General features: G+C 68.3%; 26 protein-coding genes. 19 read left to right on the top strand and 7 right to left on the bottom strand.

Going from position 1 to position 24,205, the window contains the following annotated elements; all coding sequences use genetic code 11:
* Positions 1-75: 75 nt before the first annotated feature.
* On the bottom strand, positions 76-903 hold the full coding sequence (locus tag ACFQQC_RS05420) for a class I SAM-dependent methyltransferase (RefSeq protein WP_376860426.1): 828 nt from the start codon (positions 901-903) through the stop codon (positions 76-78).
* 262 nt (positions 904-1,165) lie between these two features.
* Here ACFQQC_RS05420 and ACFQQC_RS05415 point away from each other — a divergent pair, with 262 nt between their 5' ends.
* Entirely contained in the window at positions 1,166-1,645 is a 480-nt protein-coding gene (locus tag ACFQQC_RS05415; protein WP_376860424.1) for an Hsp20 family protein, read from the top strand.
* A 115-nt stretch (positions 1,646-1,760) separates the two neighbouring features.
* Here ACFQQC_RS05415 and ACFQQC_RS05410 read toward each other — a convergent pair whose 3' ends face one another.
* From ACFQQC_RS05410 to gpmA, 3 genes are read right to left on the bottom strand one after another with little or no spacing between them, the layout of a single operon-like run.
* The gene (locus ACFQQC_RS05410; RefSeq protein WP_376860422.1) at positions 1,761-3,035 is read right to left on the bottom strand and encodes a pentapeptide repeat-containing protein; all 1,275 of its coding nucleotides are present in this window, start codon (positions 3,033-3,035) and stop codon (positions 1,761-1,763) included.
* 50 nt (positions 3,036-3,085) lie between these two features.
* On the bottom strand, positions 3,086-3,724 hold the full coding sequence (gene ribD / locus ACFQQC_RS05405; RefSeq protein ID WP_376860420.1) for a bifunctional diaminohydroxyphosphoribosylaminopyrimidine deaminase/5-amino-6-(5-phosphoribosylamino)uracil reductase RibD: 639 nt from the start codon (positions 3,722-3,724) through the stop codon (positions 3,086-3,088).
* A 3-nt stretch (positions 3,725-3,727) separates the two neighbouring features.
* Complete coding sequence (gene gpmA / locus ACFQQC_RS05400) at positions 3,728-4,447, bottom strand: 2,3-diphosphoglycerate-dependent phosphoglycerate mutase (RefSeq protein WP_376860419.1); 720 nt, start codon at positions 4,445-4,447, stop codon at positions 3,728-3,730.
* Positions 4,448-4,630: 183 nt separating this feature from the next.
* On the opposite strand from gpmA, the gene ACFQQC_RS05395 reads away from it, so the two are divergent.
* The 5 genes from ACFQQC_RS05395 to ACFQQC_RS05375 are packed head-to-tail and all read left to right on the top strand — an operon-like array spanning position 4,631 to position 9,357.
* Positions 4,631-6,130, top strand: a complete 1,500-nt coding sequence (locus tag ACFQQC_RS05395) for a phosphomannomutase/phosphoglucomutase (protein WP_376860417.1) — start codon at positions 4,631-4,633, stop codon at positions 6,128-6,130.
* A gap of 39 nt (positions 6,131-6,169) precedes the next feature.
* On the top strand, positions 6,170-7,483 hold the full coding sequence (locus ACFQQC_RS05390) for an FAD/NAD(P)-binding protein (protein ID WP_376860415.1): 1,314 nt from the start codon (positions 6,170-6,172) through the stop codon (positions 7,481-7,483).
* Complete coding sequence (locus ACFQQC_RS05385; RefSeq protein WP_376860413.1) at positions 7,483-7,938, top strand: hypothetical protein; 456 nt, start codon at positions 7,483-7,485, stop codon at positions 7,936-7,938. Before ACFQQC_RS05390 ends, ACFQQC_RS05385 begins: the two co-directional genes overlap by 1 nt.
* Complete coding sequence (locus tag ACFQQC_RS05380; RefSeq protein WP_376860411.1) at positions 7,935-8,657, top strand: ribonuclease; 723 nt, start codon at positions 7,935-7,937, stop codon at positions 8,655-8,657. Before ACFQQC_RS05385 ends, ACFQQC_RS05380 begins: the two co-directional genes overlap by 4 nt.
* 55 nt (positions 8,658-8,712) lie before the next feature.
* Positions 8,713-9,357 (top strand): DUF805 domain-containing protein, encoded by a 645-nt coding sequence (locus ACFQQC_RS05375; protein ID WP_376860409.1) that lies wholly within the window; start codon positions 8,713-8,715, stop codon positions 9,355-9,357.
* 2 nt (positions 9,358-9,359) lie between these two features.
* On the opposite strand, the gene glmM is transcribed toward ACFQQC_RS05375, so the two are convergent.
* The gene (gene glmM / locus ACFQQC_RS05370) at positions 9,360-10,709 is read right to left on the bottom strand and encodes a phosphoglucosamine mutase (protein ID WP_376860407.1); all 1,350 of its coding nucleotides are present in this window, start codon (positions 10,707-10,709) and stop codon (positions 9,360-9,362) included.
* Between the two features lie 166 nt (positions 10,710-10,875).
* Here glmM and glmS point away from each other — a divergent pair, with 166 nt between their 5' ends.
* Positions 10,876-12,690, top strand: coding sequence for a glutamine--fructose-6-phosphate transaminase (isomerizing) (glmS, locus tag ACFQQC_RS05365; protein ID WP_376860405.1), 1,815 nt, complete (start codon positions 10,876-10,878; stop codon positions 12,688-12,690).
* 55 nt (positions 12,691-12,745) lie between these two features.
* Entirely contained in the window at positions 12,746-13,624 is an 879-nt protein-coding gene (gene galU / locus ACFQQC_RS05360) for a UTP--glucose-1-phosphate uridylyltransferase GalU (protein WP_376860403.1), read from the top strand.
* Positions 13,625-13,627: 3 nt separating this feature from the next.
* On the opposite strand, the gene ACFQQC_RS05355 is transcribed toward galU, so the two are convergent.
* Together ACFQQC_RS05355 and ACFQQC_RS05350 are read right to left on the bottom strand one after the other, a co-directional pair.
* A complete protein-coding gene (locus tag ACFQQC_RS05355; RefSeq protein ID WP_376860401.1) occupies positions 13,628-13,843 on the bottom strand; it encodes a hypothetical protein in 216 nt (71 codons plus the stop codon).
* 19 nt (positions 13,844-13,862) lie between these two features.
* On the bottom strand, positions 13,863-14,612 hold the full coding sequence (locus ACFQQC_RS05350) for an alpha/beta fold hydrolase (RefSeq protein WP_376860399.1): 750 nt from the start codon (positions 14,610-14,612) through the stop codon (positions 13,863-13,865).
* 50 nt (positions 14,613-14,662) lie between these two features.
* Between ACFQQC_RS05350 and ACFQQC_RS05345 the strand changes: the two genes are divergently transcribed.
* The 11 genes from ACFQQC_RS05345 to ACFQQC_RS05295 all read left to right on the top strand — a co-directional run bounded on the left by ACFQQC_RS05345 (position 14,663) and on the right by ACFQQC_RS05295 (position 24,139).
* On the top strand, positions 14,663-14,977 hold the full coding sequence (locus ACFQQC_RS05345; protein ID WP_376860398.1) for a DUF5076 domain-containing protein: 315 nt from the start codon (positions 14,663-14,665) through the stop codon (positions 14,975-14,977).
* A gap of 37 nt (positions 14,978-15,014) precedes the next feature.
* Complete coding sequence (locus tag ACFQQC_RS05340; protein ID WP_376860396.1) at positions 15,015-15,974, top strand: glycosyltransferase family 9 protein; 960 nt, start codon at positions 15,015-15,017, stop codon at positions 15,972-15,974.
* A 125-nt stretch (positions 15,975-16,099) separates the two neighbouring features.
* The gene (gene infC, locus ACFQQC_RS05335) at positions 16,100-16,621 is read left to right on the top strand and encodes a translation initiation factor IF-3 (RefSeq protein ID WP_376860394.1); all 522 of its coding nucleotides are present in this window, start codon (positions 16,100-16,102) and stop codon (positions 16,619-16,621) included.
* A gap of 84 nt (positions 16,622-16,705) precedes the next feature.
* Positions 16,706-17,992, top strand: a complete 1,287-nt coding sequence (locus ACFQQC_RS05330) for an MFS transporter (RefSeq protein WP_376860392.1) — start codon at positions 16,706-16,708, stop codon at positions 17,990-17,992.
* A gap of 161 nt (positions 17,993-18,153) precedes the next feature.
* Positions 18,154-18,351, top strand: coding sequence for a 50S ribosomal protein L35 (rpmI, locus tag ACFQQC_RS05325; protein WP_003166435.1), 198 nt, complete (start codon positions 18,154-18,156; stop codon positions 18,349-18,351).
* Positions 18,352-18,459: 108 nt separating this feature from the next.
* Positions 18,460-18,819: a 50S ribosomal protein L20 gene (gene rplT, locus ACFQQC_RS05320; RefSeq protein WP_141625602.1), complete on the top strand. Its 360-nt coding sequence runs from the start codon at positions 18,460-18,462 to the stop codon at positions 18,817-18,819.
* Between the two features lie 140 nt (positions 18,820-18,959).
* Positions 18,960-20,036, top strand: coding sequence for a phenylalanine--tRNA ligase subunit alpha (gene pheS / locus ACFQQC_RS05315; protein WP_376860389.1), 1,077 nt, complete (start codon positions 18,960-18,962; stop codon positions 20,034-20,036).
* Positions 20,037-20,040: 4 nt separating this feature from the next.
* The gene (locus tag ACFQQC_RS05310) at positions 20,041-20,439 is read left to right on the top strand and encodes a hypothetical protein (protein WP_376860387.1); all 399 of its coding nucleotides are present in this window, start codon (positions 20,041-20,043) and stop codon (positions 20,437-20,439) included.
* 3 nt (positions 20,440-20,442) lie between these two features.
* Positions 20,443-22,851: a phenylalanine--tRNA ligase subunit beta gene (gene pheT, locus ACFQQC_RS05305; protein ID WP_376860385.1), complete on the top strand. Its 2,409-nt coding sequence runs from the start codon at positions 20,443-20,445 to the stop codon at positions 22,849-22,851.
* A gap of 11 nt (positions 22,852-22,862) precedes the next feature.
* Positions 22,863-23,411: a TIGR00645 family protein gene (locus tag ACFQQC_RS05300; RefSeq protein WP_376860383.1), complete on the top strand. Its 549-nt coding sequence runs from the start codon at positions 22,863-22,865 to the stop codon at positions 23,409-23,411.
* Between the two features lie 119 nt (positions 23,412-23,530).
* Entirely contained in the window at positions 23,531-24,139 is a 609-nt protein-coding gene (locus tag ACFQQC_RS05295; RefSeq protein ID WP_376860381.1) for a DUF1134 domain-containing protein, read from the top strand.
* Positions 24,140-24,205: the final 66 nt, after the last annotated feature.

Here is a 24,205-nt window from a genome sequence, read left to right as displayed (position 1 = left end):
CCACGGGACGGTCGAACCGCCACCGGATGGCTGGGCTTAACCTTGTTCACCCGGATGGTCAAAACCCGCACCGCCTTACTCCGGCTTGCGGAATCGCAGGGTCATGCGGTCGCTTTCGCCAATGGCGTCGAAGGCGGCGCGCTCCTCGGCGGTCAGCGGCGTCGGGCGGTCATTGGCGTTGCCCTCGCGCGGGGTGCTGACCCGGGTCGGCGGCAGGGTCCAGACGCCATAGGGGTGATCGTGATCATCGGCCGGATTGGCGTTCAGCTCGCTGCGCGCCTCCAGCACGAAGCCCGCGGCCTGGGCGGCGTGAATGACATAGCTTTCGGAGACATAGCCCGTCGGCGCGGTCTGGTCGGCGTTGAGGCCTTCCTCGCCGCGATGCTGTTCGATGGCCAGGACGCCGCCCGGCTTCAGGGCCTTGAAGAAGGCCTGCATATAGGGGGCGGTGCGACCGCCGCGGTGCCAGTTGTGCAGGGCCCGGGCGACCACGATCATGTCCGCCGAGCCGTCCTCGACGCCCATGCCTTCCAGCGGACGGTTGACGCCGACGTAGCGGCCGCCAGTCGCGGCGGCATAGGGCTCGAGGATATTGCGCCACCAGCCGGCGCGGCCCGGCTCGATCTCCACCACGGTGAGGTTGGGACGCAGGCCCCAGAAGGTCAGGGTCTCGAACGGATGGCGGGCGGCGTCGCGGGCGCGGTCGGCCTCGGGCCGGGTCGGGGCGGCGATGGCCGACTGCAGGGCGGTATCTTCCTGAAGCACGGGCGGCGCCATGGCGGCGCGGCGGGCCGAACGCTGGGCCGGGCTTTCGTCCAGAGACGGCAGCGGCGGCAGGGCCTGGGCGAAGGCGGCGGCGGGAAGGAGCAGGGCCGCGGCGGCGGACAGGGCGGTGAGGCGCATCGGAGGTTCCGGAAGCTTCAGAAGAGGCGGCGACCCTGAAGGGGCGGGACGGCGGGGGCAAGACGCAAGGCGCTGAACGCGACAGGATCACGCGGTCTTGACGACGGATCGCGGCTTCCCATCTGAGCTCTCGAGGCCGCCGATCCCGGGGCCTCCGGAGCGCGCGGGGCCGATCACGGGCCGCACGAGCCGAACTCCCATCGTCGGTCCGGGCACAAACCGCGGGACCGGCCAACCTTGCTGATCCTCAGGAGGATGACCCATGCGTACCTATGATTTCTCGCCGCTGTACCGTTCGGCCGTCGGCTTCGACCGTCTGGCCAATCTGCTGGAAAGCGCCGCGCGCACCAGCCAGGAAAACGGCTGGCCGCCCTACAACATCGAGACCACGGGCGAGAACGCCTATCGCATCGAGATCGCCGTCGCCGGCTTCAAGCCCGATGAGCTGAACATCGAGGTGAAGGAAAACCTGCTCACCGTGACCGGTCGCAAGGCCGCCAATGATCTGCCGGGCGACGGCGTGACCGTCGAGCGCAACTTCCTGCACCGCGGACTGGCCGAGCGCGACTTCGAGCGCCGCTTCCAGCTGGCCGACTATGTGGTCGTGAAGACCGCGGACCTGTCGAACGGCCTGCTGTCGATCGAACTGGCCCGCGAACTGCCGGAAGCCCTCAAGCCCCGCCGCATCGAGATCGGCAGCGGCTCGAAGCTGATCGAAGGCAAGAAGGCGAAGGCGGCCTAAGCGCCGCGAACAGAAGCACTATCGCCTGACGGTTGGCCGGCCCCGGCCTCAAGTAACCGACAGGCGACAGGCCAGGGAAAAGAGAAGGGGCGGCGCGGTGCGTCGCCCCTTTATTCTATGTCTGGAGCGCAACCTCGAGGCCCCGGGCGCCGATGACGGTCGCTCCCGACATCTCGGCCTGCTTCAGACTGGCGCCGTGCAGGACCGCGCGGTTCAGGGCCGCCTCGGTCAGATTGGCGCGTTTCAGGTCGGCGCCGGACAGGTCCGCTCCCTTGAGGCTGGCGCCGGTCAGATCGGCCGGCATCAGGCGGTCGGCGGCGATCATCAAGGGCCCGAGCTGGGCCTCGCGCAGGTCCGAACCGTCGAGACGGGCGCGGGCCAGACGGGCGCCGCGCAGGTCGGCGCCGCGCAGGTTGACCGAGCGCAGGTCCGCCTCTTCCAGATGGGCGCCCTGAAGCTGCACCCCGCCCATGTCGAGCCCGTAGAAGACGGCCTTCTTCGCCGACAGGGCGGTGAGATTGTAGCCCCGGATGGATTTCAGCGCCCGCAGATCGACGCCGTCGAAGACGGAGGGCTGACCCGAGGCGCCGCCGGTTTCGCACCACTGGGCGTGTTCGGACAGCATTTCGGCGGCGGGCATCTGGCCGACCGGCTCGCCGGCCGACTTGTCGTCGGTCAGGGCGCCGGCCATGTCGGCCCCGTCCGTCCGCCACATGGTCGCCTTGACCCCGACCAGCACGGCGTCGCGCAGATCGGCCCCGGTCAGGTCCGCGCCCGACAGGTCGGCCCCGGCGAGGTTGGCGCCCTTGAAGCTGGCCTGTTTGAGGTTGGCCCGGACCAGCTTGCAGTCCTTCATCACGGCGTCGGTGAAGTCGGCGGCGACGGCGACGATGCCGGTCAGCTTGGACCGCTCCAGATTGGCGCCGGCCAGACAGGCGCCCTGTGCGGTGGTGTCGCGCACCGACCGGGCCTCGATCACCCGGTAGCCGAGGCGGGAGTCGGCGGAGGCGATGGCGCCTTCGCGCAGATCAGCCTCGAACAGGTCGGCGCCGGTCAGGTCGGCGCCGCGCAGGCAGGCGCCGCGCAGATCGGCCCGACGCAGGCTGGCGTCGCGCAGGATCACATCCTGCATGTCGGCGCCGAAGAAGGTGGCGTTGTCGAGCCGCGCGCCCGTCATGTCGCAGTCGATCAGGCAGGCGGCGGCGAAATCGGCGTCGGCGAGGTTGCGGCAGGCCAGCGACAGGCCGGTCAGGTCCATCCAGGCGAAGACAGCGCGGGCGCCGCCGGGCTTGGCCTGCCACAGGCGGTCGTGCCGGGCGCAGATGGCGTCCAGCTCCTGTTGGGTGATCCGCCGTCTTGCGGCAGGGGTCTGGGCATTGCTCCCCGGCATTGACCCGGAATGGCACACTGCCGCTTAAAAAAACGTGTGTTTCTAGGCGGCTAGAGGGTGAGAAGGCCCTGTTCCTTCAGCGCCTCGGCCAGTTCGCCGGGCCCGACCCAGAGGCGGGTGTAGCCGGCCTCGCCCAGCCGTTTCAGCTCGGTCGGCAGGTCCGCGCGGGACGAGGCGGCGAAGCGGGCGTCGAAGCCCTCGCCGGTCTCGCTGATACGGACCATCGGACGACCCGTCTCGACCCGGTGGAGGTAGCCTTCGTACAGGACCGCGGCCTCCTGCGAGAGCAGACCCGTCTCGACGTCCAGCCCGGCCTTCTTCAGCCGCTCGACGCCCCGGCCCGAGGCGAAGGGCGACGGATCGACGGCGGCGACGACCACCCGGTTCACCCCTGCATCCATCAGGAAGTGGGAGCAGGAGGTGCGGCCCGACGATCGGGCGCCGCAGGGCTCCATGGTCACATAGGCGGTCGCGCCCCTGGCCTTGTCGCCAGCGGCGGGCACGGCCTGTTCCTCTGCATGGGGTCGGCCGCCGGGGGCGGTGGCGGCCTCGGAGACCACCTCGCCGTCCTTGACGATCACGCAACCGACCGCCGGGTTGGGCCAGGTCTGGCCCATCCGCGCCTTGGCCAGGGCGATGGCCCGGCCCATGAAGCGGATGTCGTCGGAGGCCTGCTGCGCGGTGGTCATGGCTCAGGCTCCGGCGATCGGCGGCAGGGCGGTGGCGCGGCTGTCGTCGAGGTAGCGGGCGGCGATCGGGGTCAGGGACGCGTCCAGATCGATCTCCAGCGGATTGCCGGTCGGAATCTCGACGCCGACGATCTGGTCGTCCGGCACGTTGAACAGGTGTTTGACGATGGCGCGCAGCGAATTGCCGTGGGCGGCGATCAGCACATCCTCGCCGGCCTGCAGGCGGGGGGCGATGGCGTCGTTCCAGTAGGGCAGGACGCGATCCAGCGTGGTCTTGAGACTTTCGGCGTCCGGAATGTCCTTGCCGACATAGCGGGCGTCGGCGGTGAAGTCCCATTCGCCGCCCGGGGCCAGCGGGGGCGGCGGGATGTCGTAACTGCGGCGCCAGATCTTCACCTGATCCTCGCCATGCTTCGCCGCCGTCTCGGCCTTGTCCAGCCCGGTCAGGCCGCCGTAGTGGCGCTCGTTCAGACGCCAGTCCTCGACCACCGGCACATCCTTCAGGCCCGCCGAATCCAGCGCCAGGGCGCCGGTGCGCTTCGCCCGCTTCAGCACCGAGGTGAACATGACGGCCGGATGGAAGTCGGCGCCGGCGATCAGTTCGCCGCCCTTGCGCGCCTGGGCCTCGCCCTCGGCGGTCAGGTCGACATCGACCCAGCCGGTGAAGCGGTTCTCGAGGTTCCACTGGCTCTGGCCATGGCGCAGCAGGATCAGGCGGGGCATGCAGGTCTCCGGATAAGATGTATCGGGGGTAGGCCGGGGGTCTCGAAGGGTCAAGCTTTGGGCCGTGTCCGGAGTTCCGCACCCATGACGCCGTTCGCGCGTTGTTGCGGCTCCCGAGCGCCAGAGGCTATCAAGGCGCCATCTTCGCCGGAACCCTCGCGGTCCGGCCCCCAAGGATAGTTCATGCTGAAGCCCCGCGCCGACCTTCGTCCCAACACCGCCGAGTACGAGACCACCCCGCTGGTCAAGGCGACCGGCTTCCGCGAGTACGACGCGCGCTGGGTGCTGGAGAAGGAAATCAACCTGCTGGGCATCCAGGCGCTGGGCCTGGGTCTGGCGACCTACATCCATGAAATCGGCCAGACGCCGAAGATCGTCGTCGGTCACGACTTCCGCTCCTATTCGATCTCGGTGAAGCAGGCGCTGACGCTGGGTCTGCTGGAAGGCGGGATGGAGGTGCTGGACATCGGCCTGGCCCTGTCGCCGATGGCCTATTTCGCGCAGTTCGAGCTGGGCGCCCCATGCGTGGCCATGGTCACCGCCAGCCATAACGAGAACGGCTGGACCGGCGTGAAGATGGGCGCCAACCCGCCCCTGACCTTCGGCCCCGACGAGATCGGCCGCCTGAAGGAGATCGTCCTCGAAAATCAGGGCGTGGCGCGCGCCGGCGGGACCCTGACCCGCATCGACGGCTTCCGCGAGAAATACATCGCCGACATCGTCTCGAAGGTGAAGCTGACCCGTCCGATCAAGGTGGTGGCGGCCTGCGGCAACGGCACGGCGGGCGCCTTCGCCCCCGAGGCCCTGCGCCGGATGGGCGCCGAGGTGATCGAGATGGACACGGACCTCGACTACACCTTCCCCAAATACAATCCGAACCCCGAAGACCACGCCATGCTGGTGCAGATGGCGCAGCGGGTGAAGGAGACGGGCGCCGATCTGGCCCTGGGCTTCGACGGCGATGGCGACCGCTGCGGCGTGGTGGACAACACCGGCGAGGAAATCTTCGCCGACAAAATTGGATTGATGCTGGGCCGCGACCTGTCGGCTCTGCACCCGAACGCGACCTTCGTCGTCGATGTGAAGTCGACGGGTCTCTACAAGACCGACGCGGTGCTGAAGGCCAACGGCGCCGAGACCGTCTATTGGAAGACCGGTCATAGCTACATCAAGCGCAAGACGGCCGAACTTGGGGCGCTGGCGGGCTTCGAGAAGTCGGGCCACTTCTTCTTCAACGCCCCGCTGGGCCACGGCTATGACGACGGCATCGTGGCCGCGGGCGCCGTTCTGGCCATGCTGGATCGCAATCCGGGCAAGAGCCTGAGCGAGCTGAAGATGGCCCTGCCGGACGCCTGGACCAGCCTGACCATGTCGCCCCACTGCGACGACGAGCTGAAGTACGAGGTGCTGAAGCGGATCGTGGCCGAGTATCAGGCCCTGGCCGATGCGGGCGGGGAAATCCTGGGTCGCAAGATCGTGGAAGCCATCACCGTCAACGGCGTGCGCGTGCACCTTGAGGACGGCAGCTGGGTTCTGGTCCGGGCCTCGTCCAACAAGCCGGAGCTGGTGGTGGTGGTCGAGAGCATGCGGTCGGAAGACGACATGCGCGCCCTGTTCCGCGAGGAAGTGAAGCCGCGGCTGGCGAAATACGAAGAGATCGGCGCGTACAATCAGGAAATCTGAGGCCGTCGCTCTCTGAAGGGTTCGAGTTCGGGAGGCGTCGTGACCCAGTCCATTTCAAGCGTGGTGATCGTCGGGGGCGGCTTCTCCGGCGCGATGCTGGCCGCGCGGCTGGCCGAAACGGGGATCGCCTCGACGGTCATCGACCGGACGGGCGATTTCGGACTGGGCGTCGCCTACTCCACGCCGTTCGACGGCCACCTGCTGAACGTGCGGGCCAACCGGATGACGGCGGTGGAGGGGCGGCCGGACGACTTCGTCGACTGGCTGAAGGCGAACCACCCGGACCGCGCCGATCCCGAGAGCTTCGCCCCCCGGCGGCTGTATGGCCTCTATGTGCAGGACCGGCTGGCGGTCGTGGATGCGGCCCATCCGGGCCTGATCACCCGCGTCAAAGGCGAGGCGGCGGCGGTCGAAGGGACCACGGTGCGGCTGGCGGACGGTCAGGTGATCACGGGCGACGCCGTGGTGCTGGCCACCGGCAATCCGGCGCCGAAGACGGCGGCGGACGAGGCGGGCAGCCGGGTCATCTCCGACGGCTGGGCGCCCGGCGCGCTGGACAGGATTGGGGAGACCGATGATGTGATCGTGGTCGGCACCGGCCTGACCATGGTGGACATGGTGCTGTGGCTGGAGGCGCGCGGCTGGCGTGGGGTCGCGAAGACCCTGTCGCGCCGGGGCCTGACGCCGCGGGGGCATGAGGCGAGGCCGGATGTGGCTGTCCCGCCGACCGAAGCCCTGCTGCAAGCGGCGCCGTCGCAGCGGCTGCATGAGGCCCGGCGGCTGTCGAAGCAGGAGAGCTGGCGCGGGGTGATGGACGGGCTGCGGCCGATCACCGCCGAGCTGTGGCGCGAGGCAGACACCGCCACCCGCGCCCGGCTGGTGCGCCATCTGCGCCCCTGGTGGGACGTGCATCGCCACCGCATCGCAGACAGCATCGCCGCCGCCCTGGCCGCGCTGGAGACAGCAGGCCGACTGACGGTCACCGCCGGACGGGTGTCGCGGATCGAGCAGGACGCCGGGGGCGTGACCCTGACATACAGGCCCCGCAGCGGCCCGGCCCAGCCGCCGCTGACGGCCCGCTGGCTGATTGACTGCACGGGACCGGGGCATGACCCGGGTAAGGACGCCCTGACCGGGCCGCTGCTGGCCTCGGGCCGGGCGCGGCTGGATGCGCTGAGGCTGGGACTGGACCTCGACGCCCAAGGCCATGTGCTGGCCGCCGACGGGACGCCTGACGCACGCCTGCTGGTGCTGGGCCCGCCCGCCCGCGCCGCCTTCTGGGAAACCATCGCCGTGCCCGATATCCGCAAGCGGATCGAGGATGTGGTGAAGACGCTGGGAGGGGTGAGCTGATGGGCGACACCATGCGCGCGTTCTGGAGCGCGACCGCAGGCTACCTCGCTTTCTTCAAATTCTGGATCCCGTACCTGATGCTGTCATCGCCGGACGCATCGGATGAACCACTGATCAGCATTGTAGGTCATGTTCTCGTTGAAGGCCTCGCGGTGGGCTATACCGGTCTATCAGTCCTGATCGGCATTCCCTTCTGGTTGGCCGGTTTTCTTGTGGCGCGGCTGGCAGGACCGTGGCTCGAGAAACAGAAGGGCGGCCTAGCTTTGCTGGTTGCCGGGGCCATTTTCGGAAGTCTGATCGGATGGTTAGGTTCAATCGTCATCCCAGAAGGCTTCGAACGAAGCGACATGCCCGGTCTTCTGGCCGGGATGCTTGCAGGCGTTCTCGCCGCCCTGCTGTTTCACGCTTTGGAGCCGAAGCCGACCTCGGAAATCTCAGTGGACGCACCCGCATGAAACGCCTCCTCTCCCTTCTGCCCCTGCTGGCCCTGACCGGCTGCGACCTGCCGGTGGCGACGGCGCCGACGGCGACGACCATGGCGGTCGAGAGCTGCATCCTGCCGTCCAGCCTGCCCGCGCCGCACATGGAGGCGGTGACGCCGGAGGAGGTGGTCGCCGACCGGCCGATCCTGTTCCACATGCTGGCCGTGACCTGGATGCCCGAGACCTGCCGCAACGGCGGGGACGGTCAGGGGGACATGGCGTGCTCCGGCCCCAATAAGTTCGGCTGGACCCTGCACGGCCTGTGGCCGAACTCGGACGGGCGGCCCTATCCGCGCTACTGCCGGGCGGCGACGCGGGTGTCGGACGCCACCATCCGCGCCGAACTGTGCCGGACGCCGTCGGTCGATCTGGTCCAGCATGAGTGGGCCGCGCACGGCACCTGCGGCTGGGAGACGCCGGAAGCCTATTTCGCCCAGTCGGCGCAGATGTACGACAGCCTGTCCCGCCCGACGCCGCGCGAGGGGATGACCGCCGGCCAGCTGCGCGACGCCTTCGCAGCCGCCAATCCGGGCCTGCCGCGCGACAGCGTCTATATCGCCACCACCGACCGGATCCGCCTGCGCGAGGTGCGCATCTGCAACGACCTGTCGTTCAAGCCCCGCCCCTGCCCCGGCGGCGAGGTGGGAGCGCCGGACGCGACGGTGCTGACGGTCGAGCCAATGCGGGGCTGATTGGCGCCGCTTACGGGCGACCGATACGCTGAACCGCCAGCAAGGAGAGACGGAAATGGCCAATCCGGTCACGCGCGGGTTCAGCAAGCTGGCGCAGTTCAGCGGACGCGATACGCGGGGTGAATTCTGGCCCTATGCCGGGACCGTGTTCGCGCTGATGATGCTGTTCGGCGCCGTGGCCGGCGGCGTGGTCATGGTCCAGATCGTCGAGGACATGGCTCCCTATGCCGCCGCGTCACAGCTCGCCGCCCCCAACGCGGCCGCCGTTTCCTATGACCCGGATCTGCTGGAGGTCGTGGACGCACCGCCTGCGGTCATGCCGCCGATGCCGGACATGGAGCCGTTCTTCCAGGTTCAGGGCGTGGTTGCGATCCTGGCCATGAGCCTGCTGGCGGCGGCGGTCGCGCGGCGCCTGCATGACCGGAATCTGCCCGGCTGGGTGGGACTGGCGCCCGTTCCCTTCCTTCTGTTCGGGATCGCGGGGTTCGCCATGATGATGCGGAAGATCAGTGGTTCGGAAACGCCGAACTTCGGCCTCTTCGGCCTGCTGGCGATCAACAACCTGGCCTATTGGGTCGCCCTGATCACCCTGATCGTCCTGCTGGCGCTGAAGGGCACGCCGGGGGCCAACCGCTACGGGGCGCCGAGCGCGGCGTCACAGGAGCCGCGACCGGTGGACGACTGGAGCCAACCGGGCTGAGTTCAGCCCGCCGCCTTCACCGCCGCCGAGACATCGGCGACCACCGCCTTGACCAGAGCTTCGTCGTCGCCCTCGGCCATGACGCGGATCAATTTCTCGGTGCCCGAAGGGCGGACCAGAAGGCGACCCTGACCGGCGAGGCGGGCCTCGGCGTCGGCGATGGCGGCCTTGACCGTGGCGTCCTCCAGCGGCTTGCCGGCGGTGAAGCGGACGTTCTCCAGCAGTTGCGGCACCGGCTCGAACTGGCGGGCCAGCTCGCTCATCGGTCGGCCGCTCTCGACCAGGACGGCCAGCACCTGAAGCGCCGACATCAGGCCGTCGCCGGTGGTGGCGTGGTCGTGCAGGATGATGTGGCCCGACTGCTCGCCGCCGACGTTGAAGCCGCCTTCGCGCATCCGCTCCATGACGTAGCGGTCGCCGACCTTGGTGCGCTCCAGCGTCAGCCCCTCGGCCACCAGCGCGCGCTCGAGGCCCAGGTTGGACATGACGGTGGCGACCAGACCGCCGCCGGTCAGCAGGCCTCGGCGGGCCCAGTCCAGCGCGACCAGCGCCATGATCTGGTCGCCGTCGACGATCTGGCCCTTCTCGTCGCAGATGATCAGGCGGTCGGCGTCCCCATCCAGCGCGATGCCGATGTCGGCGCCGTGCGCCTTCACCGCCTCGACCAGGGTCTGGGGGTGGGTCGAACCGCAGTTCTCGTTGATGTTCAGGCCATTGGGCTCGACGCCCACGGCGATCACCTCGGCGCCCAGTTCATACAGGGTGGTCGGGGCGACCTTGTAGCCGGCGCCGTTGGCGCAATCGACGGCGATGCGCAGGCCCTGCAGGCTGAGTCCTTTGGGGAAGCTGGCCTTGGCGATCTCGACATAGCGGGCCTGGCTGTCGTCGATGCGCTTCACGCGACCGATGCGGTCGGCGTCGGCGAGACCATCGCCCAGCGCCTCGTCCATCATCGACTCGATCTTCAGCTCGACCTGATCGGACAGCTTGTAGCCGTCCGGGCCGAACAGCTTGATGCCGTTGTCGAGGTAGGCGTTGTGCGAGGCCGAGATCATCACCCCGATGTCGGCGCGCATGGAGCGGGTCATCATGGCCACGCCCGGCGTCGGCAGGGGGCCGAAGGTGCGGACGTCCATGCCCGCGGCCGAGAAGCCCGCGACCAGCGCCGGCTCGATCATATAGCCCGACAGGCGGGTGTCCTTGCCGATGACCACCAGATGGCGGCGGTCGTCCGACGACATGAACATCCGCCCGGCCGCCAGACCCACGCGCAGCGCCACTTCAGGCGTCATCGGATGGGTGTTGGCGCGCCCGCGAATGCCGTCGGTGCCGAAATAGCGTCGTTCAGCCAAATCCAGTCTTCCATGCTCGGCGGCGCGCGTAACCTTGCGAAACCGCTTTTCAGGTGCAAATCCAGGGCGTCGTCGCCTACATCGGCGCTGACATTCAGGGTCGGCTTAGACCCTCCCGCGCCGAGGTGCAAAGCGCGGCCTTCTGATTGAGCTGAGGACTTCTCCCATGTGCGGCATCATTGGCGTGACCGGAACCGGTCCGGCGGTTCCCCGTCTGATCGACAGCCTGAAGCGGCTGGAATACCGGGGCTATGACTCCGCCGGTGTGGCCGCGCTGGTGGACGGCAAGATCGAACGCCGCCGCGCCAAGGGCAAGATCCGGGAGCTGGAGGCCGTGCTGGCGTCCGAGCCGCTGAACGCCACCATCGGCATCGGCCACACCCGCTGGGCCACCCACGGCGCGCCGACCACCGCCAACGCCCACCCGCACAAGGCGGGACGGGTGACGCTGGTCCACAACGGCATCATCGAGAATTTCGCCGAGCTGAAGGCCGAGTTGATCTCGGAGGGTCACGCCTTCGAGAGCCAGACCGACACCGAGGTGGTCGCCCACCTGCTGGACAGCGAACTGGCCAAGAGCAATGACCCGCTGGCCGCCTTCAAGACCGTGCTGGACCGCCTGACCGGCGCCTATGCGCTGGCGGTGCTGATCGAGGGCGAGGACGGCCTGATCCTGGGCGCCCGCAAGGGCAGCCCGCTGGTCGTCGGCTGGGGCGACGGCGAGATGTATCTGGGTTCGGACGCGCTGGCCGTCGGTCCGTTCACCACCCGCATCAGCTATCTGGAAGAAGGCGATTTCGTCGCCATCGACCGCAGCGGCGCGCGCATGTTCGACGCCTCGGGCGTCGCGGTGGACCGCGCGATCGTGCAGGTCTCCGCCTCCTCGGCCCTGGTCGAGAAGGGGGAGTACCGGCACTTCATGGAGAAGGAAATCCATGAGCAGCCGGACAGCGTCCAGCACACCCTGAGCCACTACCTCGACTTCGTGAACGGCAAGGCCAAGACCAATGAGGTCGACTTCGCCGCCGTGGATCGCATCCAGATCGTGGCCTGCGGCACCGCCTTCTACGCCGGGCAGATCGGCCGCTATGCGTTCGAGAAGCTGGCGGGCCTGCCGTGCGACGTCGAGATCGCCTCGGAGTTCCGCTATCGCCACCCGGCCCTGACCAAGGGCACGCTGGCGGTGGCCGTCAGCCAGTCTGGCGAGACCGCCGACACCCTGGCCAGCCTGACCTGGTGCAAGACGCAGGGGCTGAAGACCGCCGCGCTGGTGAATGTCCATTCCTCGTCGATGGCGCGCGAGGCCGAGACCCTGTGGCCGACGCACGCGGGACCGGAAATCGGCGTCGCCTCGACCAAGGCCTTCACCGCCCAGGTCGCCGCCCTGCTGGCGCTGGCCGTTTCGGCGGGCGTGCAGCGCGGCCGCATCGATCCGGCCACCGAGGCCGAACTGGTCAAGGCCCTGTTCGAGGCGCCGCGCCTGATCGCCGAATCGATGGGCATGGAGGCCGACCTGAAGGCGGTCGCCCACGACCTGTCCAAGGCGACGGACGTGCTGTTCCTGGGCCGGGGCTCGATGTTCCCGCTGGCCATGGAAGGCGCGCTGAAGCTGAAGGAGATCAGCTACATCCACGCCGAGGGCTATGCCGCCGGCGAGCTGAAGCACGGCCCGATCGCCCTGGTGGACGAGAAGACCCCCATCGTGGCCCTGGCTCCGCTGGACGAGGTGTTCGAGAAGACCGCCTCCAACCTGCAGGAAGTCGCCGCGCGCGGCGGGCCGGTGATCATGATCGCGCCGAAGGCCGCGCCCGATCCGCACGGCGCCGGCATCCGCCGGGTCGACGCGCCGGACTGCCATTCGCTGATCGCCCCGCTGGTCTACGCCATCCCAGTGCAGCTGCTGGCCTATTACACGGCCGTCCAGAAGGGCACCGACGTGGACCAGCCGCGCAATCTGGCCAAGTCCGTCACGGTCGAGTGATCGCTTCCTTCCCGAAATGCGTTAGGGTCGCCGACCCTTCTGATCAGGATACCGTATGACCACCCAGACCCGCCGCCTGCGCAAGGCCGTGCTGCCCGTCGCTGGCCTCGGCACCCGCGTCCTGCCCGGCACCAAGACCACGCCCAAGGAACTGCTGAACGTCGTCGACCGGCCGATCCTGAGCTACATCGTGGAAGAGGCCCGCGAGGCCGGGATCGAGCACATCGTCTTCGTCACCGGCCGCTCCAAGGGCGCCATCGAGGACTATTTCGATCACCAGATCGAGCTGGAGGCCCAGCTGGCCGCCAAGGGCAAGACCGAGATCCTGGCGATGATGAACGCCGAACTGGCCAGCGCCGGCGAGATGAGCTTCACCCGCCAGATGCAGCCCAAGGGCCTCGGTCACGCCGTCTGGTGCGCGCGCGACATCATCGGCGACGAGCCGTTCGCGGTGATCCTGCCGGACGTGATCGTGGACGGTCAGCCGGGCGCCCTGAAGCAACTGGCCGAGGTCTATGCCGAGGTCGGCGGCAACGTCATCGGCGTCGAACAGGTGCCGGAGAGCGAGACCCACAAATACGGCATCGTCGATCCGGACGGGCGTCAGGGCAACCGCATCCACATGCGAGGCATGGTCGAGAAGCCCGCCAAGGGCACGGCGCCGTCGAACCTGTCGATCTCGGGCCGCTACATCCTGCAGCCGGAAATCTTCGACATCCTGGAAACCCAGGAACGCGGGGCCGGCGGCGAAATCCAGCTGACGGACGGCATGGCCCGGCTGATGATCGAACAGACCTTCACCGCCGTCGAATATGCGGGCGTGACCCACGACTGCGGCGACAAGATCGGCCTGCTGCGCGCCAACGTCGCGCTGGCGCTGAAACGGGCCGATCTGGGCGAAGCCGCCCGCGCGGCGATCTCCGCCCTGCTCTGACGATCAGCGAATGCTGGAAGGGACGCCCCGGATCTGACAGGCATTGTCCTGTTCCGGGCGTCCGGTCGGCGCGCCGGTGGTGCGGACCAGAATGCCGCCGCGGGCGCTGCATTCCTCGGCGAGGCGCTGTTCGGTGCTCGTTTCAGAACCCGGGCTGGTCGCGCAGGCCGAGAGGGCCAGACCGAGGGCGATGGGGGCCAGAATGAGTGCGGTACGCATGATGTCTTCTCCGAGATAGTCAGGACAGCGCCGCAGCCTGCCCCCGGTTCCGTTCGACCGCCGCGACCAACCGATCCAGATCGGCGGGCGTGGACAGACGATGATCCCCCTCGGCCACAAGGTCCAGCGTGATATCGCCGCCCTGCAGGCGTTCGGTAAGCTCGACCTGATGACGCCACGGGACGACATCGTCCTTACGCCCCTGAAGGATGTGCACCGGCGCGCCGATGTCGATCACGCCGTCCAGCAGCAGCCACTGGCGGGCCTCCTCGAACATGTGGCGGGTCAGGACATACTCGCCCAGCCCTTCCTCGGTGATCAGGGCCTCGCCGTCGCGGACGATGGCCTGACGGATGTGATCGGCCAGTCCCGGCCACATCAGTCGCTCGGTGAAGTCCTGCGCCGGATTGACCAGCACCAGTCCCCCGACCCGCTCCGGGCGCGCGAGGGCGGCCAGAAGGGCCACCCAGCCGCCCATGGACGAACCGACCGGGATCGCGGGCCCCTCGAGGCTGTCGATCAGGGCGATGGCGTCCTCGCGCCAGCGGCCGATGGTGGCCTGCCGCCAGTCGCCGGACGAGGCGCCGTGGGCGAAATGGTCGTAGCGGACATAGTTCCAGCCCCGCTCGCGCGCGGCGGCGTCCAGCGCCAGCGCCTTGGTCCCTTCCATGTCTGAGCGGAAGCCGCCGATCCAGATGACGGTCGGACCGGCGCCGGATACGCGCTTCAGGGCGAGGGTTTCGCCGTCGGGGCGGAGGAGGTGTTGCATGTCGGTTCGCCAGCTGTCTCTGCTGCTTCCCGGTGTCGGGAGAGCTGTCGATGAAATCAATCGGAATTCCGCCCGCGGCGCTCGAGGACGAGAAAGCCGTGGAGATGGCCCGGGTCTGGGTTGCGCAGCAAGGCCTGCATTGCGTGCTGAACGTCGGCACGTATCGCAATACCGGCATCCGGGAGGCGAAGGCCTGGGGCATCATGCTGGCGGACATGGCGCGCCATGTTACCGATGCGTTGGTCAGCAACGGCATGGAGCCGGACGCCGCATCGGCCCTGAGCGAAATCCGGGAGCAGATGCAGAAGGAACTGGATCGCCCCACCTCCAAAGCCACGGGCGAGTTCAAGCGGACCCGGCAATAGCGGCTTGATCTTCTTCCGGGGCGGCCGATAACGCGTCATGTCCAAAGTCCTGTTCGTCACCTCCAACCGCATCGGCGACTGCGTCATCTCGTCGGGCGTGATCCGCGAGATCGGGCGCCAGATTCCGGGTGCCCGGATCACCGTGGCCTGCGGTCGCCCGCCCGCGCCCTTCTTCCGCAATGCGCCGGGGGTGGAGCGGACCATCATCCTCGACAAGAAGAAGATGGCCGGACACTGGATCGACCTGTGGAAGCAGGTGGTCGGGACCCGCTGGGACATGGTCATCGACATCCGCGGCTCAGCCCTGTCCTACCTGATCCCGGCCAAGCGGCGGGTGGTCTACAACCGGTCGTGGGAGACCGGCCTGCGCAAGGTCGAGATGGTGTCGCGCCTGATGGGCTCGGAGACGCCGCTGGACCCGGAAATCTGGCTGGATGATCAGGCCCGCGCCGAGGCCGCCGCCGTCATCGATCCGCAGCTGGCCGGCGGCGCAGGCCCCGGCCCGATCATCGCCTTGGCGCCCATCGCGCACCAGCCGGGCAAGAGCTGGCCCGCCGACCGCTGGGGCGCGCTGGTCGAGAAGCTGAAGGCCGACCCGCGCTTCGACGGCTGGCGCTTCATGCCCGTGGGCGGGCCTGGAGACCGGCCGCCCGCCACCCCGGCGCTGGAAGCGGCGGGCGAGCGCGGCATCGACTTCGTCGGCAAGGGCGACATCCTGGCCTCGGCCGCAGCCATCGACCGGGCCGACCTGTTCGTCGGCAACGATTCCGGGCTGATGCACGTGTCGGCGGCGCTGGGCGGACCGACGCTGGGCCTGTTCGGCCCGACCGAGTGGTGGCTGTACGGCCCCTGGGGTCCGAAGACCCGCACCGTGGCCTCGAACGAGACGCGCGGCCAGTTCGCCCCCATCGAGGACCTGACGGTCGAGCATGTCTATGCTGCGGTGCTGGCGCTACACGCCGACTTCATCGCGGCGGCCAAGCCCGTCACGCCTTGAAAATACGGGGTTTGAGGCTCATATAGGCCACCCGAGGGGAACGCCGCGATTTATCGCGCGCTTCTTCTCGTCAGAATATCAAACGTCTTCGACCACACAAGGAAACGACGCCCATTCGCCGTCCGATGCAAACGCCGCCCGTGAAAGACGGGCCGCCTATCAACCAGGAAATCCGCGCCACCCGCGTTCTGCTCATTGACCAGAACGGCGAAAAGCAGGGCGTGATGCCGCTGTCGGCCGCGCTGGAGGCCGCCGAGGAGGCGGGTCTGGATCTGGTCCAGATCGTCGCCAACGCCGACGCCCCGGTCTGCAAGATCCTGGATTACGGCAAGCATCGCTTCCAGGAGCAGAAGAAGAAGGCGGAGGCGCGCAAGCGCCAGAAGATCGTCGAGCTGAAAGAGATCAAGCTCCGTCCGAACATCGACACCCACGACTATGAGGTGAAGGCCAAGGCCATGCACCGCTTCTTCGACGAAGGCGACAAGGTGAAGGTCACCCTGCGCTTCCGCGGTCGTGAAATGGCGCACCCGGAGCTGGGCATGAAGCTGCTCAACAAGGTGCAGGCCGACTTCGACGAAGTGGCCAAGGTCGAGTACGCGCCGCGCATGGAAGGCCGTCAGATGATCATGATCCTGGCGCCGCGCTGACGGATCGATCACCGAGATCACAGACGCCCCGGTCGAAAGGCCGGGGCGTTTTCGTATGCGCCCGGACAGGCTAAGCGTGGCGGCATGACGCACCCTGCCGCACCCTCCGCTCCGCCCAAGGTTCACGCCCCGGCGCTGGCCGTGCTGTTCACGGTGGTGTTCATCAATCTGGTCGGTTTCGGCCTGGTGGTGCCCCTGCTGCCCTTCTTCGCCCAGAGCCTGAAGGCCGAGGCCTGGCAGATCACCCTGATGTTCTCGGCCTATTCGCTGGGCCAGTTCTTCGCCGAGCCCTTCTGGGGCCGGCTGTCCGACCGGATCGGCCGCAAGCCGGTGCTGCTGATCACCCTGATCGCCAATGCGCTGGGCTATCTGATGCTGGCCTTCGCCCCGAACATCTGGCTGGCCATCGCCATCCGCCTGTTCACCGGCCTCGGCGCCGGGAACATCTCGACGGTGCAGGGCTATGTCGCCGACGTCACCCCGCCGGAGCAGCGCGCCGGGCGGATGGGGCTGATCGGCGCCGCTTTCGGGCTGGGCTTCATCGTGGGCCCCGGTCTGGGCGGCCTGCTGACCCAGCCGCAACTGGGCCATATCGGCTATCAACTGCCCATCTTCCTCGCCGCCGCGCTGGCGGCGCTGGCGGCCGTGGGCGTCGTCGTCTTTTTGCGCGAGAGCCGGGCCAAGGCCGACCCCGCCGCGCCCCGTCCCGCCTTCCTCGCCGGCCTGCAGTTCGCCCGCAGCCAGCCGGTCATCTCCCGCGTCCTCGTGGTGACCCTGATCTACATGGCCGGCTTTTCGGCGATGGAGGCGGTCTTCGGTCTGTGGGCGGAGGACCGGTACAGCTGGGGTCCGCGCGAGGTGGGGCTGAGCTTCATGGTCGTGGGTCTGGTCTCGACGCTGAACCAGGGCGTTTTCGCCGGCCGGCTGGCGCGCAGGTTCGGCGAGGCGCGAGTGCTGGCCAGCGGCATGCTGCTGTTCGGCGCCTCTCTGGTGCTGCAGGTGGTCGCGCCGAGGGCGTGGTTCCCGGGCGGCGTGCTGGATCTCGGCGTCTTCAGCCTTCCCGTGCCGGACGGCTGGATCATCCCCGTGGTCATGGCGCTGGGCGCCTGCGGCATGTCGATGGCCATGCCCAACATCTCGGCCATGATCAGCCGGGCGTCCCCGCCGGACCGGCAAGGCGCCATGCTGGGCCTGAACATGGCCTCCAGCTCCATCGCCCGCATCTTCGGCCCGATCATCGCCGGCGCCCTGTTCTCGGGCCTCGGCCACGACTGGCCCTTCCTCGTCGGTGCGGCCCTGACCCTCCCGGCGGCGGTCATGGCGATCAACGCCGGACGGGCCGGGAAGCGGGCGAAAGAGGCCCTCGCCTGACTCATTTGCTTGCCTTGCGCGCCCGCTTCGACTAGAAGCCGCGCCTTCGCGTACCGAACCGCCGGGCGAACAGGCATGCCTGGGCGGTTCTTAATCAGGGTTGGCGTCCATGGGCTCAAGTAGCCGATAGGCGGTAGCCCACTCAAAATGAGAGAGTGAAAATGCCGAAGCTGAAGACGAAGTCGGGCGCCAAGAAGCGCTTCAAATTCACCGCCACGGGCAAGGTCAAGGCCGGCGTCGCCGGTAAGCGCCACCGCCTGATCAGCCACAACTCGAAGTACATCCGCCAGAACCGCGGCACTTCGGTCATGGCCGACGCCGACGCCAAGAAGATCAAGTCCTACATGCCGTACGCCTAAGGCGCACCGGCAAGACCTGAACTTCCCCGCACGAATTTGAACTGAGCCCCTCAAGCAGCAAGCCGCCGCGCGGCGCGCGATAGGGGCCACCGATAAAGAGAAAACATCATGGCTCGCGTTACCCGGGGCGTTACGTCCCACGCCAAGCACAAGAAGGTTCTGAAGCAGGCCAAGGGCTTCTACGGCCGCCGCAAGAACACCATCCGCACCGCCAAGGCCGCCGTTGATCGCGCCGGCCAGTACGCCTACCGCGACCGCCGCACCAAGAAGCGCAACTTCCGCGCCCTGTGGATCCAGCGCATCAACGCCGCGGCCCGCATCGAAGGCTTCACCTACTCGCAGTTCATCCACGGTCTCGGCGAAGCCGGCATCGAACTGGACCGCAAGGTTCTCGCTGCCATGGCCGCCGACGAAGCCGCCTTCAAGGCCATCGCCGACAAGGTCCGTGACGCTCTGAAGGCCGCCTAAGGCTTTCCGGTCGAACGACTGAAACACGCCCGCTCCGGTCCGCCGGGGCGGGCGTTTTCGTGCGCGCGATGCATCGCGGGGCTTCCGCATGCATGCCGGACGTGACGAATGCGTCCGCGCCCGCTAGATGCTGGGCCGACATGACCGACCTCGCCCAACTCGAACTCGACCTGATCAACGCCATCGGCTCGGCGGAGACCGCCGCCGCTGTCGAGGACATCCGCGTCGCCGCCCTCGGCAAATCCGGCTCCATCTCCGGCCTGCTGAAAGGCATGGGCGCGATGAGCCCCGACGAGCGCCGCGAACAGGGCCCGAAGATCAACGGCCTGCGCGACCGCGTTCAGTCCGCCCTGGCCGCCCGCAAGAGCGAACTGGAAGCCGCCGAACTGGACGCCCGGCTGAAGGCCGAGCACGTCGACCTGACCCTGCCGCCGCGCCCGCGCCGGACCGGCAGCGTCCACCCGACCATGCAGGTGATGGACGAGATGGTCGCCATCTTCGCCGACATGGGCTTCGCCGTCGCGGAAGGTCCGGACGTCGAGGATGACTTCCACAACTTCACGGCCCTGAACTTCCCGCCCAAGCACCCGGCGCGGGAGATGCACGACACCTTCTTCCTGAAGCCTGACCCGGAAACGGGCGAGCGCAAGGTCCTGCGCACCCACACCAGCCCGGTGCAGGTGCGGACCATGATGAGCCAGACGCCGCCGATCCGGATCATCGCGCCGGGCCGGACCTTCCGGAAGGACTCGGACGCCACCCACACCCCGATGTTCCATCAGGTCGAGGGGCTGGTGATCGACAAGGGCATCCACATGGGCCACCTGAAGTGGACGCTGGAGACCTTCGTCGCCCGCTTCTTCGAGCTGGACGGCGTCGACGCCCGCTTCCGCCCGCACCACTTCCCCTTCACCGAGCCGTCGGCCGAGATGGACATCCGCTGCGACCGTTCGGGCGGCGAGCTGAAGCTGAACACCGGCGACAGCTGGATGGAGATCCTGGGCTGCGGGATGGTGCATCCGAATGTCCTGCGCGCCTGCGGCATCGACCCGGACGAGTATCAGGGCTTCGCCTTCGGCATGGGCGTCGATCGTCTGGCGATGCTGAAGTACGGCATTTCCGACCTGCGCCCCATGTTCGACGCCGACACGCGCTGGCTGGCGCACTACGGCTTCTCCCCCTTCGCCGCGCCGAACCCGGCCAGCGGCCTGAGCTGAACTCATGACCCAGTCCCCTTCGCTGTTCTCCCTGCAACCCCTCGGGGTCGTGCCCGCCTACGCCGACCAGCACATCTGGCTGCCGCAGCTCTTCGCCGAGCATTCGCAGGCCGGCCAGCCGGTCCTGGACGGCAAGACGTTCGAACGTTGCCGTTTCGAAGGTCCGGCCGTGCTGCTGGCCCTCGGCGGCACCACCTTCGACAACTGCAACATGGGCGAGTCGGGCGGCGACATTCGCAACCTGCTGCTGGCGCCGGTCGGCGCCGAGAAGGTCGTCGGCGTGATCCCGATGCGCAACTGCGTCTTCCGCGACTGCGCCTTCTACATGGTCGGTTTCACCGGTTCGACGAACTTCCTCAAGCAGTTCAACCAGGTCGTCTCTCTCCCGGAAGGGAAGGCCTGATCCATGAAATTCACCCTCTCCTGGCTGAAGGATCACCTCGACACCGAGGCTGACGTCAACGCCGTGGCCGACGCCATGACCATGGCCGGTCTGGAGGTCGAGGACGTCCACGATCCCATCGCGGCCCTCGCCCCCTTCACCGTGGCGAAGATCATCTCGGCCGAGCGTCATCCCAACGCCGACCGCCTGCAGGTCTGTCAGGTCGAAACCGTCGACGGGATGAAGGAAATCGTCTGCGGCGCCCCGAACGCGCGCGCGGGCCTGACCACCATCTACGCCCCCATCGGCGCCTATGTGCCGGGCCTGGGCGTGACCCTGGTCGAGAAGCCGGTGCGCGGCGTGGTGTCGAACGGCATGCTGTGCTCGGCCGCCGAGCTGGAGCAGCCGGGCGAGAGCGACGGCATCCTTGAGCTGAGCGACGACCTGCAGGTGGGTACGCCCGCCGCCGGCGTGTTCGGCGCCGAGCCGGTCATCGACTTTGAAGTGACCCCGAACCGTCCCGACTGGCTGGGCGTGTCGGGCATCGCCCGTGATCTGGCCGCAACCGGTCTGGGCGCGCTGAAGACCCCGGCCATCGAACCGGTCGCCGGAGCCTTCGCCTCGCCGATCACCGTGCGCCTCGATGCGCCGGAGATGTGTCCGGTCTTCGCCGGTCGCACCATTCGCGGCGTGAAGAACGGCCCGTCGCCCGAGTGGCTGAAGCGTCGTCTGGAGGCCATCGGCCTGCGCTCGATCAACCGGCTGGTCGATGTGACCAACCTGATCTCCTACGACCGCGCCCGCCCCCTGCACGTCTATGACATCGCCAAGCTGTCGGGGACCGAGATCATCGTCCGCGCCGGACAGGTGTCGAAAGAAACCGGCGAGCACGAGCATCTGATCGCGCTGGACGGCAAGACCTACCCGGTCGATCCGTCGATGTGCGTCATCTCGGACGCCTCCGGCGAACGCCCCATCGGTCTGGGCGGCGTGATGGGCGGCGAGAGCACCGGCTGCTCCGACGAGACGGTGGACGTCTTCGTCGAATGCGCCTGGTTCGACCCGATCCTGATCGCCCAGACCGGCCGCAGCCTGTCGCTGACCTCGGACGCCCAGTACCGGTTCGCGCGCGGCGTGGACACGGCCTCGGTCGTCCCGGGCATCGAGTTGGCGACGCAGCTGATCCTCGACCTGTGCGGCGGCGAGCCGTCGGAGGTCACGGTGACCGGTCAGGCCCCGGCCGTCCCGACCGCCTTCGCCTTCGACCCGGCCCGCGTCGGCTCGCTGACCGGCCTGTCGCTGACGGACGACCGCACCGCCGACATCCTGATCGCCCTCGGCTTCGCCGTGGAGCGAGGCTCACCTTGGTCGGTGACCCCGCCATCGTGGCGCCGGGACGTGGAAGGCCCCGCCGATCTGGTGGAAGAAGTCGCCCGCATCGAGGGCTTCGACCAACTGCCGACCACGCCCCTGCCCGATCAGGGCGCACCGTCGAAGGGCGTGCTCAACCCGCGTCAGGCGCGCGTGCGTCTGGCCCGCCGGGCGCTGGCCGCCATGGGCTATGCCGAGGCCGTCACCTGGTCTTTCACCAAACAGTCGATCGCGGCCCTGTTCGGTGGCGGCGACCAGAAGCTGGTGCTGGAGAACCCCATCGCAGCCGATCTGGACTGCATGCGGCCCTCGGCCCTGCCGAACCTGATCCAGGCGGCGGCGCGCAACGCCGCGCGCGGCCATGCCGACGCCGCCCTGTTCGAGATTGGCCCGATCTATCTGGACGACCAGCCGAACGGCCAGCGCACCGTCATCGCCGGCCTGATCGCCCCGCGCTCGGCCCGTCACTGGGGCGGCGCCCCGGAGGACGCCCTGTTCGGCCTCAAGGGCGACCTGATCGCCCTGCTGGACCATCTGGGCGCGCCGACGGCCTCGCTGCAGCTGGTGCAGGGTCAGAACCGCGACTGGTGGCACCCGGGCCGCTCGGCCCGTCTGCAACTGGGTCCGAAGAACGTCATGGTCGAGTTCGGCGCCCTGCATCCGCGGGTGCTGAAGGCTCTGGACGCCGACGCCCCGATGCTGGCCTTCGAGATCGTGCTGGATTCGGTCCCCGAACCGCGCGGCGCGAAGAGCAAGACCAAGGGCGCGGCCAACCTGTCCAGCCTGCAGCCCCTGACCCGCGACTTCGCCTTCGTGGTCGAGGACGCGAAGGCGACCGGTGATCTGGTCCGCGCCGTGACCGGAGCCGACAAGGCCCTGATCAGCGACGTGCGGGTGTTCGACGTCTATCGCGGCAAGGGCGTGGAGGACGGCTTCAAGTCAGTGGCGCTGGAGGTCGAGCTCCAGCCCGTCGAGGCGACCCTGACCGACGCCGAGATCGAGGCGGTGTCGTCGAAGATCGTCGCCGCGGCGTCGAAGCAGGGCGCGGTCCTGCGGGGCTGAAGGGGGACATCATGGGACTGAAGCCGAAAATCGAGACCGGGTTCGAACGCCTGCTGTTCCAGTCGCGCTGGCTGATGGCGCCCTTCTATGCAGGGCTGGCTCTGGCCCTGCTCATGCTGCTCGTCGTCTTCCTGCGCGACCTGTTCTACTACGTCCCCAAGGCCTTCATGATGGTCCCGGGGGCGGCGCTCAGCTCGAATGACGCCATCCTGGCGGTGCTGACGCTGGTAGACCTGTCGCTGGCGGGCAATCTGCTGCTGATCGTCATGTTCTCGGGCTACGAAAACTTCGTGTCCAAGCTGGACCTTGAAGGCGAGCAGGACCGGCCGCCGTGGATGGGCACCGTCGACTTCTCGGGCCTGAAGATGAAGCTGATCGCCTCCATCGTGGCGATCTCGGGGATCCAGTTGCTGAAGTTCTTCATGAACATCGGCAAGGACGGCGCCCCCATCGACACCCAGGAAGCCATGTGGGGCGTGATCATCCACCTGACCTTCGTGATCTCGGGCGTCCTGCTGGCCCTGATGGACTGGCTGACCTCCAAGACCGACAAACACTGAGGGCCGAACGGCCCTCGGCAAGGTTCGGTTAACTTTACCGCCCCAAGGCTGACGCAAAGCCCGGTGACGCTGGGTTCAGCGCCCGTGTGATCCGGGCGAACAGACTTCGGAGCCAGACCATGCACCGCCGCCACCTGATCCAGTCCGGCCTCGCCCTCGGCGCGAGCTCCGCGCTCGGCGCCTGCGCCAGCACCGGACCGAGCGACCCCAACTATCCGATCCGCTCGGACCAGACGGCGCCAGCCTACACCTCGGACGAACTGATCGCCGCCGGCTCGCGTGAGCTGGGCATCGCCGCCGAGGCCATCGGCGGCGCCATCGAGCGCATCTTCGCCGACCAGGGCGACCGCCCGACCGCCTATATCGCGGGCGAGGAAGCCGCCGGCGCCATTGGCGTGGGCCTGCGCTACGGGCGCGGCGCCCTGCATATGAAGGACCTGTCGGCGTCGCAGGAAGTGTTCTGGCAGGGCATTTCGATCGGCTGGGATGTCGGCGGCAACGGCAGCCGGGTCTTCACCCTGGTCTACGGCCTGTATCACCCCGACATGATCTATCGCCGCTACCCCGGCGTGGAAGGCTCGGCCTACCTCGTGGGCGGTCTGGGCGTGAACTACCAGCGCGCCGACGGCATCGTTCTGGCCCCGATCCGCACCGGCGTCGGCCTGCGCCTCGGCGCCAACGTCGGCACCATGGCCTACAGCCGCCAGCGGAACATTCTGCCTCTGTAAGGGGGCGACCGCTCGCGACGCGGTTGCGAGCGGCTTGAGCGCACCTGAGAAACAGCCCCGTCCGAG

It is taken from the genome of Brevundimonas sp. GCM10030266 (assembly GCF_042666595.1).
Lineage (GTDB): Bacteria > Pseudomonadota > Alphaproteobacteria > Caulobacterales > Caulobacteraceae > Brevundimonas.
Note: the sequence above shows the minus strand (reverse complement) of the source record. Positions and strands in the feature narration are given on the sequence as shown.

Excerpts from the sequence above, each read along its gene's own strand:
- infC (WP_376860394.1), top strand. The coding sequence starts at position 16,100 with ATGCAAACGCCGCCCGTGAAAGACGGGCCGCCTATCAACCAGGAAATC.
- ACFQQC_RS05345 (WP_376860398.1), top strand. The coding sequence starts at position 14,663 with ATGAAATCAATCGGAATTCCGCCCGCGGCGCTCGAGGACGAGAAAGCC.
- ACFQQC_RS05420 (WP_376860426.1), bottom strand. The coding sequence starts at position 903 with ATGCGCCTCACCGCCCTGTCCGCCGCCGCGGCCCTGCTCCTTCCCGCC.
- ACFQQC_RS05375 (WP_376860409.1), top strand. The coding sequence starts at position 8,713 with ATGGCCAATCCGGTCACGCGCGGGTTCAGCAAGCTGGCGCAGTTCAGC.
- pheT (WP_376860385.1), top strand. The coding sequence starts at position 20,443 with ATGAAATTCACCCTCTCCTGGCTGAAGGATCACCTCGACACCGAGGCT.
- rpmI (WP_003166435.1), top strand. The coding sequence starts at position 18,154 with ATGCCGAAGCTGAAGACGAAGTCGGGCGCCAAGAAGCGCTTCAAATTC.
- ACFQQC_RS05330 (WP_376860392.1), top strand. The coding sequence starts at position 16,706 with ATGACGCACCCTGCCGCACCCTCCGCTCCGCCCAAGGTTCACGCCCCG.
- ACFQQC_RS05410 (WP_376860422.1), bottom strand. The coding sequence starts at position 3,035 with ATGCCGGGGAGCAATGCCCAGACCCCTGCCGCAAGACGGCGGATCACC.
- galU (WP_376860403.1), top strand. The coding sequence starts at position 12,746 with ATGACCACCCAGACCCGCCGCCTGCGCAAGGCCGTGCTGCCCGTCGCT.
- ACFQQC_RS05340 (WP_376860396.1), top strand. The coding sequence starts at position 15,015 with ATGTCCAAAGTCCTGTTCGTCACCTCCAACCGCATCGGCGACTGCGTC.
- ACFQQC_RS05355 (WP_376860401.1), bottom strand. The coding sequence starts at position 13,843 with ATGCGTACCGCACTCATTCTGGCCCCCATCGCCCTCGGTCTGGCCCTC.
- gpmA (WP_376860419.1), bottom strand. The coding sequence starts at position 4,447 with ATGCCCCGCCTGATCCTGCTGCGCCATGGCCAGAGCCAGTGGAACCTC.
- ACFQQC_RS05395 (WP_376860417.1), top strand. The coding sequence starts at position 4,631 with ATGCTGAAGCCCCGCGCCGACCTTCGTCCCAACACCGCCGAGTACGAG.
- ACFQQC_RS05295 (WP_376860381.1), top strand. The coding sequence starts at position 23,531 with ATGCACCGCCGCCACCTGATCCAGTCCGGCCTCGCCCTCGGCGCGAGC.
- ribD (WP_376860420.1), bottom strand. The coding sequence starts at position 3,724 with ATGACCACCGCGCAGCAGGCCTCCGACGACATCCGCTTCATGGGCCGG.
- pheS (WP_376860389.1), top strand. The coding sequence starts at position 18,960 with ATGACCGACCTCGCCCAACTCGAACTCGACCTGATCAACGCCATCGGC.
- ACFQQC_RS05380 (WP_376860411.1), top strand. The coding sequence starts at position 7,935 with ATGAAACGCCTCCTCTCCCTTCTGCCCCTGCTGGCCCTGACCGGCTGC.
- ACFQQC_RS05385 (WP_376860413.1), top strand. The coding sequence starts at position 7,483 with ATGGGCGACACCATGCGCGCGTTCTGGAGCGCGACCGCAGGCTACCTC.
- rplT (WP_141625602.1), top strand. The coding sequence starts at position 18,460 with ATGGCTCGCGTTACCCGGGGCGTTACGTCCCACGCCAAGCACAAGAAG.
- glmS (WP_376860405.1), top strand. The coding sequence starts at position 10,876 with ATGTGCGGCATCATTGGCGTGACCGGAACCGGTCCGGCGGTTCCCCGT.
- ACFQQC_RS05310 (WP_376860387.1), top strand. The coding sequence starts at position 20,041 with ATGACCCAGTCCCCTTCGCTGTTCTCCCTGCAACCCCTCGGGGTCGTG.
- ACFQQC_RS05300 (WP_376860383.1), top strand. The coding sequence starts at position 22,863 with ATGGGACTGAAGCCGAAAATCGAGACCGGGTTCGAACGCCTGCTGTTC.
- ACFQQC_RS05350 (WP_376860399.1), bottom strand. The coding sequence starts at position 14,612 with ATGCAACACCTCCTCCGCCCCGACGGCGAAACCCTCGCCCTGAAGCGC.
- ACFQQC_RS05415 (WP_376860424.1), top strand. The coding sequence starts at position 1,166 with ATGCGTACCTATGATTTCTCGCCGCTGTACCGTTCGGCCGTCGGCTTC.